9 protein-coding genes and 1 pseudogene are annotated in these 14,557 nt (G+C 65.7%); 2 read left to right on the forward strand and 8 right to left on the reverse strand.

The window, feature by feature from the left end; genetic code table 11:
• Positions 1 to 14 precede the first annotated feature (14 nt).
• Positions 15 to 2,495, reverse strand: a complete 2,481-nt coding sequence (locus tag WMF27_RS39480; protein WP_437763734.1) for a proprotein convertase P-domain-containing protein — start codon at positions 2,493 to 2,495, stop codon at positions 15 to 17.
• A gap of 642 nt (positions 2,496 to 3,137) precedes the next feature.
• Here WMF27_RS39480 and WMF27_RS39485 point away from each other — a divergent pair.
• Entirely contained in the window at positions 3,138 to 3,374 is a 237-nt protein-coding gene (locus tag WMF27_RS39485) for a hypothetical protein (RefSeq protein WP_437763733.1), read from the forward strand.
• Positions 3,375 to 3,487: 113 nt separating this feature from the next.
• Here the strand turns inward: WMF27_RS39485 and WMF27_RS39490 are convergent, their stop codons facing one another.
• The 7 genes and pseudogenes from WMF27_RS39490 to WMF27_RS39520 all read right to left on the reverse strand — a co-directional run bounded on the left by WMF27_RS39490 (position 3,488) and on the right by WMF27_RS39520 (position 13,860).
• Positions 3,488 to 4,714 (reverse strand): DUF4062 domain-containing protein, encoded by a 1,227-nt coding sequence (locus WMF27_RS39490; RefSeq protein WP_437763732.1) that lies wholly within the window; start codon positions 4,712 to 4,714, stop codon positions 3,488 to 3,490.
• A gap of 310 nt (positions 4,715 to 5,024) precedes the next feature.
• On the reverse strand, positions 5,025 to 5,177 hold the full coding sequence (locus WMF27_RS39495) for a hypothetical protein (protein WP_437763731.1): 153 nt from the start codon (positions 5,175 to 5,177) through the stop codon (positions 5,025 to 5,027).
• Position 5,178: 1 nt separating this feature from the next.
• Positions 5,179 to 6,357, reverse strand: coding sequence for a DUF3800 domain-containing protein (locus WMF27_RS39500; protein WP_437763730.1), 1,179 nt, complete (start codon positions 6,355 to 6,357; stop codon positions 5,179 to 5,181).
• Positions 6,358 to 7,518: 1,161 nt separating this feature from the next.
• Entirely contained in the window at positions 7,519 to 8,334 is an 816-nt protein-coding gene (locus WMF27_RS39505; RefSeq protein ID WP_437763729.1) for an ExeA family protein, read from the reverse strand.
• A pseudogene (locus WMF27_RS39510) lies at positions 8,331 to 9,370 on the reverse strand (DDE-type integrase/transposase/recombinase); the annotation flags it as partial. The pseudogene WMF27_RS39510 and the gene WMF27_RS39505, both read right to left, overlap by 4 nt.
• A gap of 883 nt (positions 9,371 to 10,253) precedes the next feature.
• A complete protein-coding gene (locus WMF27_RS39515; RefSeq protein WP_437763728.1) occupies positions 10,254 to 11,471 on the reverse strand; it encodes a hypothetical protein in 1,218 nt (405 codons plus the stop codon).
• Between the two features lie 793 nt (positions 11,472 to 12,264).
• A complete protein-coding gene (locus WMF27_RS39520) occupies positions 12,265 to 13,860 on the reverse strand; it encodes an ATP-binding protein (RefSeq protein ID WP_437763727.1) in 1,596 nt (531 codons plus the stop codon).
• Between the two features lie 192 nt (positions 13,861 to 14,052).
• Here WMF27_RS39520 and WMF27_RS39525 point away from each other — a divergent pair, with 192 nt between their 5' ends.
• Complete coding sequence (locus WMF27_RS39525) at positions 14,053 to 14,529, forward strand: hypothetical protein (protein WP_437763726.1); 477 nt, start codon at positions 14,053 to 14,055, stop codon at positions 14,527 to 14,529.
• The last annotated feature ends 28 nt before the right edge of the window (positions 14,530 to 14,557 follow it).

A 14,557-nucleotide genomic window follows, 5' to 3' on the forward strand; every position in this document is an offset into this window, starting at 1 on the left:
TGGGGAGGATCTCCTCAGGAGCTGCGGGAGCGCAACCGCTTGCGACGCATTCTGAGCAGCGCGATGAGCGCGAGTGCCGCGGGCCATGGCCAGGGGGGCTCGTCACTGCCAGCGAAGCGGCACCCGCAGCCGCCCGTCGTGTCGGTGCTGGCGAGCGGGTCGTCGTTCGAGCCAGCACCGGCCCCGCTGGCCGCCGTGGCGGTGCCGGTCCCGGCGCCGCCAGCGCCGCTCGCCGTCGCGCCGCCTTCGCCCGTGGTGGTGCCGCCGCTCGTGCCAGCGCCGGTGACCGCCGAGGCGGTGCCGGTCCCCGCGCCGCCAGCGCCGCTGCCCGTCGCGCCGCCAGCGCCGCTGCCCGTCGCGCCGCCTTCGCCCGTGGTGCTGCCCCCGCTCGCGCCCGTGCCGCTGGCCGCTGTGGCGGTGCCGGTCCCTGCGCCGCCACCGCCGCTGCCCGTCGCGCCGCCTTCACCCGTGGTGCTGCCGCCGCTCGTGACGGCGCCGCTGGTCGCCGTGGCACCGCCCGTCCCCGCGCCGCCACCGCCGCTGCCCGTCGCGCCGCCCTCACCCGTGGTGCTTCCGCCGCCGGGACTGCCGCCTTCGCCCGTGCTGCTGCGTGGGCAGCCCAGGACCGACACGTCGTCGATCGCGAGGCCGGCAAGCTGGACGCTCGCGTCGCTGTCGAGGTGGAACACCACCTCGACTTGCTTTCCGGCGTATCCGCTGATGTCGGCGTAGTGCGTGCCCCATCCCGCGCTCTCCTGGAGCACCAGGTTGGAGCTACCGACGGTCGTGGTCATCGATGCGTCGAGGAACTCCCAGAGACGCCTGGCGTTCGCCCCCCCGACCTCTCTGATTTCCACCCACCCGTGATCCGAGGAGGCGTTGTCGAGCTGGTACTTCATCGCCCAGCGGAGCTGGATGGGCGCCTGCACCCCGGACAGGTCGATCGGCGGGGAGACGAGGTCCTGATTCGAGCTCGCGTTGTACGCGCCCGAGAGGTTCGTCTTCCAGCATTGCGTCCCGCCGTTGCAGGTCGCGATCGGCGCGGCGCTCGGTGTGCCGAGCGCCCACGCGTCGGCTGTACCGGCGTGCGTGAAGCCCTGCGCGCCGCGCTCGAAGTCCGCCGACAGCCGGGTGGACGGGGCGTCGCCGCTCGAGCACGAGAGCGCGGGGATCGGCGCGTCGCAGATCCTGAGGCTCCACGCGGACAACACACCGAGGTTGTTCGAGTTGTCCGTATCGTCTCCGAGCGTGAGCGTCCACCGGCCCCCGCCGTTCTCCCCATCGAACCAGTGCAAGCGGTAGTCGAGCTCCGGCTGCACCATCATGCCGTTCAGCAGGGTGAAGTGTCCGGCCGGGAACGCAGCCTCGTCGTCGATCGTGAGTTCGAGGTTCGGGTAGGTCCTATCGCCGATATCGGTGAAGAGACCGTTGGTGTTGCCGGCCGGCGAGACGAGGTACACGTCCACGTCGGGGGGCATGGGATGGCTGAGCCGGACGCTCACGTTCAGGTCACCGATACGGGGCGCGCCCGGGACGTCGATGAACGACGTCGTGGGCGCGCCGAAGACCATGTCCCGGGGCACGTTCGCGCTATCGTACGTGGTGCACCCGACGCTCGACGCCGCCGGATGCACGCTCACACTGAGCCCGTAATCCCCCGCCGTCACCGAGCCGGTCACGGTCACCCTGTAGGTACCCGCTGCCTTCACCGTCGCGAAGATGGCGTCCGAATACGGGGTCTCGACAGGCCCGGATTGGTTGTCCACCTGGATGTCGAACCCGGACCCGAAGGGACCGATCGCGAGCGCGGCGGCGAACTGCGTGAGGTCGCGCGTCGGGTCCTGATCAAGGCTCGCGAAGAGGGTGTCGCCGGCGTTGAGGGAGAGCGAGTAGCTGTCGACATCGCTCGCGCCGCTGTGCGTGCCAGCGATCCAGCCGGTCACGGGGAGCGCCTGCGGCGTCGTGTCGTTCGGCTCGACCTCCGCCATGGGCACGCCGCTCTGCACCTTGAGGTGGAGGTCGTAGGGGCGCAGCTGGATGGTCGCGGAGGGCACGCGCACGCGCGCGTAGTAGGTTCCCGCGGTCGCGAGGGGCGTGCCAGCGATGCTCGGCGACAAGCCCCCGAACGACCCGTTGAAGACGTCGGTCTCCAGCACGGTCGTGCCGTCCTGATCGAGGATGTCGAGGTCGGCGTCCTGCGACGCGGTGGAGAACGCTGTCATCACGGCCGCGTAGACACGGCTCCCGGCGGGCGCCTGGAACGAGAAGAGATCCGTGTCGCCGTCTGGAAAGAGGCTGGCGCGCACGACCGTGTCGCTGGAGATGGCGTTCGCCTGCAACGCCGTCCCGTTGGGCTCCGCCTCCTCGGCGAGCTCCTGCCCGATGGCCAAGTGTGCCCTGCCAAGGCCGTCGCCTTCGCTTGCGCCGCAGCCGGCGAGCATCAACGCTGCCGCCCCCAGCGCGGCGGACGAGCCGATGTAATGCCTGCTTCTCACGTCGTTTGCCTTCCGTTCAGCTGCCCCGCAGCGCCCAGGCTCCGTGGCGGGGCAACATCATAGCTGCCGCCTCGACACCGTGGGTGCCGACTTCAGGAGCGGGACGTCTGAGGTACGTCGCTGTGCGCCCCGCAGGCTGTGGAGTGAAGGCAGCTCCTTCGATCCATGGATAAGCTGTTGATATAGCGTCGCTTTTCCAGGGGGAGCGGGATGGCACGATCGGGCGGGTTTCCGCGGGTTTTAAGGGGGTCGAGGCCGACGTCAACACGCCGATCGCGGGCGCTAACCCCGCGATCTCAGGTCGGCCGGACGATTCCGTGACGCTTGCGGCGGTGCCCTCGGCGCCCGTACTGGCGACCTCTCCCCGACCCGCAGCAGCCCCGACCACGCCCCTGGCGAGCGGTCCGCGCCAGGTGCTCGTCGCGACCCTCACGCAGACCATCGCCGCTGCCCATGCGGCGGGTGACCTCGCGACCGCGCAGATCGCCGCTCGCACCCTCTCGGAGCTCCTCACTGCCCCGCTGGCGACACCCCGGGGAGCGCCCGTCGTCGACCTCGCTAGCGCCCGGCGCGCGCGATCTTAAGCCCATCCTGAACGCCACCGCGGCCGCCCGCGACGCTGTCGCCGGCCACCAGGCCAGAATGTGGCGCGAGAAGGCGTACCGCCGCCGTGCGGTCGCCGTCCCCGACCCGCTGGCCTGCGTCGCCGGCCGGGAGCGTGTGCCGTCGCCTCACGGGAAGGTCGAGGCGCGCGCCCTGCTGGAGCTGCTCTGGGAGGTACATCCGCGGGAGCGCGGGGGACTCATCCTCGTCGGCGTGGGCGAGCAGGTGAGCGAGATCGCCCGGAGCCTCGGGATGCCGGTCGCTACGGCGTTCTGACGGCCCCGCCGAGGATGGAAGCATCCTTGCTATTGTGCTCAAGAGGCGCCATCTGTGCTGAGTGTCTTCAGATCGGATGCAGAAGATCTCGTGCAGATGTCGCACTGCTGCGGTCACGCGTCATCAACCAGCGATTCAAGCAGTTCCAGATCAACTACCTTCGATCTGGCATAATTAATGCTGAGTGGTATTTCTCCGGAAACCTTCTCTCCGTCAATTGCTGTGAGATGGTAGGAGCAGACGCAAGATGTCCCATTCTCGCTGCGCGCCAGGAGAACCCAAAATCCTACAGTACGTTCAGTGGTGCCAGGGGCAACGCTTTTAATACGCTGACGAACGATTCCGCGCCCATTCTGCACGCGATGTCGATCGATGTAGACGTGTTCGGTTGGCGATGTCATCCACATTGGAATCAGCGTGGGTGAGACTGCGGAGTAATCGTTTATGTGAGACGGAACGCGTTCACGTACGAGTTGTATGTCCTCACACGGTTCAAAAGAAAGGTCAACGAGTACGTCTTTGGCGGCGCGAGCACCTGAGTTGCTTATGTGAAGCTCTACGTACACGAGGCGATTGTATCTATCAAGAAATTGCTTTTTGGCATCGAAGAGTTTCCTGCTAAGTGATCCGGAGGAATCGCTACTTAACGCGTGCATGGTGCTGTCGTATTGAATACCCGCAAGCGGAGCTCCATGCTCGTCCACCACGCCTAGCGCCGCAGTGCCGCCTTCGATGGATTTTAGTCGTTGACGCAAGTCTTCGTTTTCGCGTGAGAGCCTGGCGAGTTCTTCGAGGACATTCGGAGATGCATCGATCGAATCGCCACGGAACCAGCCGGGCCTAGCGCGATCCTTGTCCTCGTCATCTGCTATATGATTTCTCAGAGATTCGACTACCGCGTGTACTAAATCTGAGTCTTGTGACCAGTCGCGAACAAGATGACTGTCTCGAAGTTTTTTCTTGAAGTCGGCCAACTTTTGGGCGTTGTCGAGGTTTCTTTCGGCCAGGTTCTGTGTAACTGCGCTGTCTTTTCTTATGAATGCCAACACCGGTATGTTCTTATCGATCGCATACCTGTATTCGCGTTCGGTCCAGCTGATGCCAGTGGTTGGATCGACGCTGCCGTACATCCCGGCGATAATGACGATATAGTAGTCAGACGTGTCAATTACCCGCTGGATGGTTTCCCATCCCCTGTCATTGGTTGCCGTAAAATTCTCCATTCCCGCAGGAATGTGACGGGCATTCAGGATTGCCCAAGTTACGGCTGATCGCTCCTCGTGGAGATCTTGGTAGGTTGAGCTTATAAATACTTGGTACTTGGGTCTGGCTCTTCGCATATATTACCTAAGGTGCCATGTTGCAGGCCATGCGCTGCGTCGCGCACGCGTCCGGAGGTATTCCTCTGCTCCTCGCCTCTACTCCAGCTACCCGCATGGCCATCTCCCCTTTCGAGGCCAGCGGAAGTACCGTCACGTGTCAAGAGGCGCGTGCCTCCGGTACCTCCGACAGGGGGAGGGCGCCCGGCTGCCGTGTGCTCCCGGCGAGTGGCTCCTGGGTCTTCCCGCTGTGGGCGTACGTAGGTCCCCGGTCCTCCCTGCTGCAGGTACGCGAGGCACGCTTGCCGCGAGGCACGCCTGCCGCGAGGCATCACGCCTCCCCGATCTCGGCCGCCCGCCACAAGGGCCCCGCCCGCCAGGTCGCGGCGAACAGGCCGGAGCTGTCGTAGGCGAGCTCCAGCAAGAGGCCGGGAGCGATGGGCAGGGACAGGAGCCATGACTGCCGGCATCGACCGTAGGTCATTCTATGCCGGGTCCTTGTCGACGGCCTCCAGGAGCTGACGCAATATTTCGAAATGTTCGTTTCGTAATATGTCTAACTCGCCTAGACTGGCCAGGCGAAGTTCGCTTCGAGCTCGAGCGAGTCGTTTAAGCATGGGCGGGATGATCGTGTTTGCGTGAGCAACGAAAGATGCCATGTCCGCGACCGAAACAGGTATCTTGTACCCTTTGGGGCTGCTTGCGACGATCACGTCTGCATCTCGAAGGCATGCTACATAATATCTAATCTGCTGGTGGGTCACTGTCAGGCCGATGCTAGAATTGATCCGGTCGGCAATTGCACCTGTGGCGACGAAGTCTGAATCGCTCACAAATTGAATATTAAACAAAAGAAATTGAAGGATTTCTGCCTGTGCCTGGAGGGCTTCAGATAGTTCGCTCGTCCCCCCGATTTTTTGCAAGAAAAGCTTCGCCTGGCGCAGACAATGTCGTTCTACCAACTTGTCATGCTTGCTCTGACTTGGGTCGTTTAGGATTTGTTCCGGTTCCGTGACCCACATTGGCGGCCAGAACTCTATGCCGATGGATCGCTTGGCGACCAGATCAAGGATCTCCTTCGAATTTGGCGACTTTTTCTTGGGATCCACGCCGCGGGCGATACTCCCGGAGATTACATCGGCGAGCTGTAAAAATGGTTCTGAATGGCTGCTTCTGAACTCAAAGCGTCTGCGTGAAAATAGATTTGGCGGTAATTCTCGATCTACGTACCTCTTGAATCCTTCCATGAACGCTTCGGTCCCGTGCTCGTCTGCGATGGTGGTAACGTTGTCGAAGATTCTGTATATCCTCTCATACAAGCGCTTGTTTAGATGCTTAAAGAAAGAGCGCTTGTATGCGAGCCCGCTCTCGCGGTCTAGTTCTCGTTTGTCTACCGCCAGGCTATATGACTTGTAGGGTAGCGCCGTGGCCGCTTCGAGCACTTTGATGCGTCGGGCGTCGTCCGAGCCAATGGAGCTCGATTTCATCTCGCCATTGCCGAACTTCGATCGGCGCACCTCGTCGACATGGCTTCTCAACGCATCAACACTGTGATCGTCGACCAAAATCGCTGTGATAATGAAGAAGTCCGTTACGCCGGACTTCTCGGTTGCGAGGTTGGTGTCACCGTACTCATCAGCAAATGCGTGAACGCCCAAGGTCATGTTGATCGCGCTCCTGGAGGGGTCTTGATGCTTAGCTTCAGCCTCTGCGGAGTCGGATATCGTAAAGGTGTTGAAGGCGGCGGAGGTTACCGCGCCTGCACCCTGCTTCGCACACGCGCCCGGAGGTATCTCTCCGGTGCCCGCTATTGCTCCGGCTACCCGCATCGCCACCACCCTCTGCGAGGCCAGCGGAGATACCGTCCCGTGTCAAGACGGGGCATGCGCTCGGCAGGGTGCCGCGGCCAGGGTTGCCGGAGGGCAGGCCGGTACGGCAGGGATCCTACGGCCGCCTACCTCCGCCCGCGCAGTCGCGTCCGTTCGCTCAGCTCGGGCTGCGCAGCACGCCAGCACGCAGACTCGGACCCGGGATCCGCCCCGTTAGCTTGGTGCCCGCCGTGGAGCTCCGTGGAGCCCCGTACCCTGGCGTCACCCGTCGCGCTCGCTCCCGGTGATTCCGCCTACATCCGGTCGCGCAGCGATCCACCCCTGCTGATCTTTGTCAGGTCACACGCAGCGCACACGCAAAAAAAAAGACACGGCTCTCGCCGTGTCTTCTTGGTGGAGGCGCCGGGAATCGAACCCGGTGTTGAGCTGACGACCTGCCCGCCGCGCAGTTCGTCCTCGTGGCGCGCTCCCGATCCCAGCGGGGCGCGGCGTCGACCGGAGCTTGGGGGACCTCGACCGAGGCGCTGGACCCTAGGTCTCAGCACCACGAGGTATCACAGCACCCTCGATCTCGAGCAGCACGATTTATAGAGGGCCCCGCCATCGCCCCCTGCCCGGCGCCACGGTCGGGGTAGCGCACCTCCCAGCCGCTCGGCTCGCCCTCGTGGCGCCCCCCAACCGCGCGGTCGGCGCCGGGTCGACCGGCAGCACGCCGGAGCGTGAGCACCTCGACCGAGCCGCTCCCTGACCGGCTGTTGACGCTCAGGCTGATTGATGGCGTTGCGCGCCGTCTGGTTGATGGCCATCACGAGCTTGCGCGGGCGAGGTCGAGGAGGGCGATGGCCATCACCCGCCTGCGCGGGCCGCGCCGCTGGACGATGGCCATCTCCGGCGCACGGGGGCGCTCAACGCGCGATGGCCATCGCGTCGGATGACTCGTAGGCGCCGACGGCGCGATGGCTGCCGGCGCCTGCCACGCGTGAGCGTAGACGCTGTTCAGTCGGCGTCACTCATCACGTCGTTGATCACCCGGGCCATGACGTCCCGCTCGACGAGCTTCTTTTTCCGCCGAGCCGACTCGCGCAGCGCGGCGGTGGCCACGCGGTCGATCTCGCGCAGGCTCGAGCCGGCGGCCTCGTGCAGCGAGGTCAGCGCCTCGGAGGTAAAGAGATCGCGATCGCAGCCGGCACGGCCGAGCCGCAGGCGGACATACTCGCTCGTATCATCCGCCGTCATCGGTCCGATCGACAGGCGCCGGTCGATCCGCGAGTACAGGGAGCGGTTTTTGCGCAGCTCAAGCCGGTCCTTGAGGTCGGGCAACCCCACCAGGATCAGACTCAGCAGCGCCCGGCTGTCCCATTCGTAATTTGCCAAGATGTGAAGATGGTCCAACGTGTCCTGATGAAGTAGGTGCGCCTCGTCGAGCAGAAAGACCGGGTGAATCCGTTCTCGTCCGAGGTTCTCGACGTGCGCGCTGATTGCGTAGAAGACGGCGGCCGCGGTCGCGGCAGGGGTCAGGCCGAGGGCCTGGCAGAGCTGCCGGTAGAAGTCGCGGCGTCCGAGCGTGGCGTTGTGGCAGTAGGTCAGGCGGAATCCGGCCTGCGGCAAGCGATGGCGCAGCGCGCGCAGCACGCACGTCTTGCCGGCGCCCGGCTCGCCGACGAGCAACACCTGGGAGCGCTCGTGAACCGCGTCGCACAGCTCCTCGACGAGCTCATGTTTCGAGGGCGGCAGCCAGAGATCGCCGTCCGGGATCTCCTTGGAGAAGGGCGACTCGGAGAGCCCGAAGAATCGGACGAAGGACTCGCTCATCGAGCACCTCCCTCGGAGCTGTCGTCGGGCTGTGAGGCCTGCGGCCTTTCGCTTCCAGCCCGCAGCAGCGCCCTCGTCGGAGCGAAGTCGGTGGGGCGGCTCGGCCCTTGTGCGAGCGGACCACCGCGTGGCGGCCGCCGGCGCCGCGCGTTCTTCGCCGGATCGAGGAGGCGGAGCGGCAGGCGCTTGCCCTCGTGCTCGACCCACGGGGTCGCGTCCGGGGCGACGTGACAATGAGCCACCGTGACGAGCTGGCCAGCCAGGTAGCCCTGGTCGAGCTCCCACGCTTCGCCGTCGATGGAGATCACATTGTCGCTGGACACGCGCCGCCGGCTGCGTTCGGTCAGCGCGGCGCGCAGCGCCCGCTCCTCGATCGCGCCCTCGCCGGCGGGCTTTTGCGCGTACAGCTTCGCGGGGCTCTTGCCCATCAGCCCGGCGTGCGGTGCCGCGTGATAACGTCGTTCGAGGAAGGCTTTGAGCCGTGTGCGTCGATGTCCTTGAGCGACGCGACCTCGCCGAGGAAGCTCAGGCACCCCTCGCGCAACGTCCGCCAGAAGCGCTCCATCTTGCCGCGCGCCTGCGGGTCATAGGGCTTCGCATGCAGCAGGGTGATACCGAGTCGCGAGCACGCCGTCCGGAGGACTTCGCCCCGGTAGGTGGAGCCATTGTCCAGGTAAAGGGCATCCGGTTTGCCGTGACGGCGAAGCGCGTCCACGAGCAGCCCGAGCATGTCGACCTCCCTCTCGGTCGAGTGCGCCTCGAGCGCGACGACGTAGCGAGATGCATCGTCGAGCAAGCCATGGATGCGGACAGGCACCGTCCGACCGCCGATGTTGCACTGCGGCAGGTGGCAGACGTCACCGTGCCAGAGCGCTCCGGGCCGCTCGGCCTGCCAGCGCAGCCGTGTCCTCGGCTGTTGTTCCGAGCGCGCCGCCCGACGCGACAGACCCGCCGCCGCATACAACCGTCGCACGGTCGGCGCCGAGACCTGGCCCGGATCGATGCGCCCCTCGTCGACGAGCGTGCTCAGGATGAGCGTGTTGAGAATCAAGCTGGTTGATGCTTCCTCGCTCGGGCTGGCTGATGACCATCGCGACGGTGAGCGGGCCCCGGTCACGGGCGTGATGGTCGGCTCATCGCGTCCTGAGCGTGCCGGGGTGCTCGGACGCGTCAAGGGTTCCCTCGCAGGGCTCGGCGGCTGCGCCGCCCTTGACGCGCCCTGCGCGCCCCGGCGGCCACGTCGCGCGGGCGATGGGCGGACGGAGCCTCCGGCGGAGGCTCCGGGCACCGGATAGGGGCGATGGCCATCGTGCGCGTGAGCGAGCCATCATCCTGCGTGAGCGAGAAGCGGCCCCTACCCATCATCTAACGGGAGCGTCAACACCAGCGCGCCAGGACTAGGAGCCGCTGCCCAAGGCCTATGGCCGCTCTACACCGGCCACCGCTCCAGTGCGGCCCGGCTCGACCCTGCAGTCACGACCGTGTGCACCACTGCCGGAGAGCCGCTACCGCCCAAAGCCGCTGTATCGGTAGCACGCGATGATGGCCGCGATACGAACAACGCCGACGGCCGATATGCGCCAGTCCGGAGCGTCAACCAAGTTGCGGGGTAATAGCCCCTTGAACCTAGGCCTCGGCTGCATTCGTTCGTCACTCACGACAGCCTAGACGCACGAGCTGGGCGAAACGGATCGTCAGAACTGAGGGGCGGCACTAGGGAGAGGGTCTCGGCCTCCTCGGCGAGAACAGCGTCAGCGATGGCGTCGAGCTCGTCAGGGTCGATCATGGCCAAGGTATCGACGGGACAGGAGTGCCGGTTGCGTCGCGTCACTCGCTGCCGGCAACGGCAAGTAGGCGAGCAAAATCACCCAGATTTAGCGCTCTGCTCCGAAAAACTGAGCGGGTTCCGCTCAACCATATTATTTGGAGCCCTCTTTAGCCTTGTCGATCGCTTTTGTGGCCGGCTCAAGAAGCGGCGCAACAGCACTGGTCAGCATTTTTATCCGTCTTATTTGGTTCTCGACGCCGCCCTGCGCTTCTGCACGTTCCGTATCTTTGCGGTATCTTCCGAAGGCGCTCTCGTCGAAACTTAGGTACACGTTTGCTAGAGACTTTAACATGTCGCGCCGCTGTTCGATCTCCGGCGTTGCGTTTAGAAGGTTCTCTGCGATGCCGAGCGCGGCGAGGCGATCTCGATAAATGACCGACTGTTCAGCGTGCATCTTATGTAGAGTGGCAAGATATTTTAGGGCATAACCTGCCACGATAAGCAAGGCAACACGCCCTGTAGCAATCAGTACGATATGTTCGATAATCAGAAGCGCTTGTGGCACACCTGGCTCGGGCTTGGGATTGGTTGGCGTCGCCGAGACGAACAAATAGTATATGAGGATGCAGGTGCTTGCGGCAACCAACAGCATCGCCCAAAATAGTCGACGGGCTTGACTTCTGTGAAACGATTCTGCCGCCTTGAAAGATTTGGCGTTCGTCGCAAATCCCGCCTTAGCCTCTTGAACGAGTGCGGCGTTCGCTCCTGCGCCTATTTCCTTCTCTAGGAGACCAACCTTGTCGACCAGGGCCTTAGCCTCGTCGACGACCTTCGCGAGGTCTTCCGGGCATTCTTTTGCCAGAAGCTCTTCGGCAGCTATTTCAAGTTTGGTGTTGAGCGCCTTCTGCTCGCGCTGGAGTTGCGTGACGAGTGACTGAAGCCGAGAGGCCTCCGCGGAAGTAGCTAGATGCTGAGGTTCGAATTCGTTTGTTAATTTTTGCGCTTGCGCCAAAAACTCCTTCTTTTCCTGGTCGTTGTTGGAAGCGCTTCTGCGTCTCTGTAATTCGGATCTCTTGGAGTTGAACGCTTCCTGGGTTAGATGTAGTTCGTTCTGCGTTCGAGATAATTCCGCTTGTGTTGCCGCGATCTCTGCATTTATGGCCAGCGCGGGAGATTTTGTTTCTTTGGTGATGTTCTCGTAGATCGTGCCAGCTCTCCGGAGGATGTCGGAGAGCTCTTGGCGTGCGGAGCTGATTCGCTTTTCGCGATCAAAGCTGGGGAATGGTGCTGCGTCGCAGCGCCGTATACATGTTTCGATTGTCCTCTGTAGACTGCCTAACTCGTTATATACTTCCTTTGCTGATGCCATGATATCCTGCTCGTTTGAGTGGGCTAATTGGGTGTGTGCGGGTCCGAGTGTTAGGCAAACGAGACCAGGGCCGTCATGCTCTGCTCTCTCTGACATTTCGTGGGCTCGGCCGCTTCGGTGGCGTGGTTGTGTAACCTGCCCGCCGCCTCACGCAGGCGTCCAGAGGCATCTCTCTGGTCCTCGCCGCTGCTCCAGCTATTCCCATGACCACCCCACTCTGCGAGGCCAGCGGAGGTACCGTCCCGTGTCAAGAGGAGGCCGCTCGGCACGGAACTTCGGCCAGGGCAGGGGCCGGCTACGCAGCAGGGCAGGGACCCGACCTGCCGCCTGCATCCTCAAGCAGCCGTGCCCGCTTGCTCGGCTCCAGGCTGCGCCAGCACGCAGGTTCGGACCCGGGGTTGGTCCCGCCGGCCCGGTGCCCGCCGTGGAGTTCCGTCTCTGCGAGGCCATCCGAGGCTCTCCCCCCGGCAGGGGGGTACCCGGTCGTCATACTCCCGGCGAACGGCTCCTGGGCGTTCCGCTGTGACTGTGCGCGCGCATCATGAGAGACGTCTCGGCAGGTCGCCCCCGGGACGCGTCGGCGTCGAGTTCCGCGCCTCGTCGCACGGCCATCTCGGCCCACAAGCGCTGATGCTCCTCCTTCGAGAGCACATCCAGACTTTCCACCGGAATCTCCGCAAAGCGCGTGTTCGACCACGCCTCTGCCGCGGCCAACCTCTTCTCGCTCGTGGCGAGCTGCAAGCTCCACGGTCCCGATCCCGAGACCTACCCGGCCGCGGTCATCCGCTTCACCTCACCCCGCCGCCTCCGCCGCCCTCTCGGGCCACCGCGCCTCGAAGCGCGCGCCGCCCCCCGGGGCGCGCTCGTAGCGCAGCGCTCCCCCGTGCCGCTCCAGCCAGCGCGCCGCGACGGCCAGGCCGAGGCCCGTGCCCGGGTGCTTCGCGTCCCGCCCCCGCCCCGTCACGAACGGCTGGAACAGCATCGCCTCGATCTCGGCCGGCACCCCCGGGCCGTTGTCCTCCACGCGCACGACAACGAAGCCGCCCTCGCCGCGCGTGACCACCGCCCGGATCCGCCCCTCGGGGCTCCCGTCGAGCGCGATGGCCGCGTTCTGCAGGAGCGCCGTGGCGACGTCGAGGAACGCCCCGCGGTCGGCCTCGACGAAGATCGACCCGCCTGCCTCGGGCGCCACCTCGATGGGCGGCGCGCCCTCGCCGACGATCTGCCGCACCTGGCTCGCCGCGAGCCGCAGCGTGGAGAGCACGTCGACCTCGCTCACCTCGAGCGGCCTCGGGCGGCTGTAGCGGAGGAGATCGTCGAGGAAGCGCCTCGCCCGGTCGACCTGGCCGCGCAGCGACGCCACGGTCTCGGGCCTGGCGCCCTGCCGCTCCAGCAGCTTCGCCTGCGCGGCGATGACCCCGAGCGGATTGCGGATCTCGTGCGCGACCGCGCTCGCGAGGCGGCCGAGCTCGGCGAGCCGCTCGGCCTGGTCGGCGCGCACCTCGACGCGCTCGATCTCGTCGGCGAGGTCGCGGACGCCGATGGGCCTCGAGAACAGCCGGCGCCCGAGGTGCTCCACGACGAGCATGCGCAGCGGATCGGACGGGAGCGCGGCGAGGAAGACGACGAAGGCGAGCCAGCCGAGCGACGCGCCGCCGCCCGGCGCGAGCGCGGGCAGGACCTTGAAGAAGACAACGAGCCCGAGCGTCGAGAGGAGCGCTGTCAGGCCGGCGTAGGCGAGCCCCTGCGCGAAGACGCGGCGGGAGCGGCCCAGCTCGCCGATGAGCACGGCGTAGGCCACGAGCAGGATGGCGAGGAGCAGGAGCGGCGCGCCGAGGAGCACGTCGCCGAGCCGGAGCACACGCAGCGCCACGACGAAGCCGCCCCCGAGCGTCGCGAGCACGCTGCCGAAGAAGAGCGCGGCGATGCGCCGCCGCTGGAGCCCCCGGGCCGCGAGCGCCGCGCGCCCGATGTGAACGCCGACCACGACCCAGGCGACGCCCATGACGACCGAGAGCGGGAAGAACAGCGGTCCCGGCGAGCGGGCGCCAGGACCGTAGAGGAGGCGCGGGTCCACGGCCCCGAGCAACGCGACCGCGGCGCTCACGGCATAGGCCAGGACCACGGGGCGGCGCGAGGCGCCGGCGACGTCGGCGTAGGCGTGGGCGAGGCCCGCGGCGACGATGATCCCGCTCGGAATGACGTGCTCGGCGAGGACGAGCGAGCCGTCGGTCTCGAGCAGGATGAGCCCCGTCACCCAGAAGGCGAGGAAGAAGCAGAGCGCGACGAGGCCGCGGCCCACGTTGCGCCCGAGCCGCAGCGCGGTGACCGCGACGGTCACGGCAGCGGCCCAGAGCGGGTAGTACGCGAGAGCAACCAGGGGTCTCACACGGCCTCGGCAGGGTAGGAAGCCCCGACGATAGCGCCAGAGGCCCCGGGGGCGCGAGGTGTCCACGGCGTGGACAGCGGCCTGCCCAGGGCCTGGGCACCGCGGCCCGCCGCCGCGCCTCGATCCAGCCGATCCGCGCGGATCCCGCGGATGGCACGGGCGCTGCTGAGAGGCCTGTCGAGGAGACGAACCATGGCAGACGCGGTCGAAAGCTATCTCATCGCGGTGTACGGGGCCTATGCGGTCATCAGCGTCGGACTGACGATCTGGATCGCCCGCACGCTGTTCAAGAATGGAGCGGTGTTCCTGGAGGAGGTGTTCGCCGACAACCCGAGGATGGCCGAGGCGGTGAACCGCCTGCTCGTGGTGGGATTCTACCTGGTGAACCTGGGGTATGCGTCGCTGATCCTGAAGGCGGAAGGCTCGGCGACGATAACGGAAGCGGTCGAGGTGCTGTCGTCGAAGCTGGGCCTGCTCTTGCTCTCGCTCGCGCTGATGCACTTCATGAACCTCCTCGTGTTCCACCGCATCCGCCGCCGCGCGAAGCTGGCGGTCCTGCCGCCTCCGGTCGCGCCGCAGATGCACATCGATCCGCGCACGGAGCGCGCGGAAGAGGAGATGGCCACGCAGCGACAGCGCCGGCGGGCCGTCGCGGAGGTCTCGGCGTGACGAGCGCAGACGCGGGCGTGAGGCGCCG

This window comes from Sorangium sp. So ce281, assembly GCF_051527395.1.
Classification (GTDB): domain Bacteria; phylum Myxococcota_A; class Polyangia; order Polyangiales; family Polyangiaceae; genus Sorangium; species Sorangium cellulosum_B.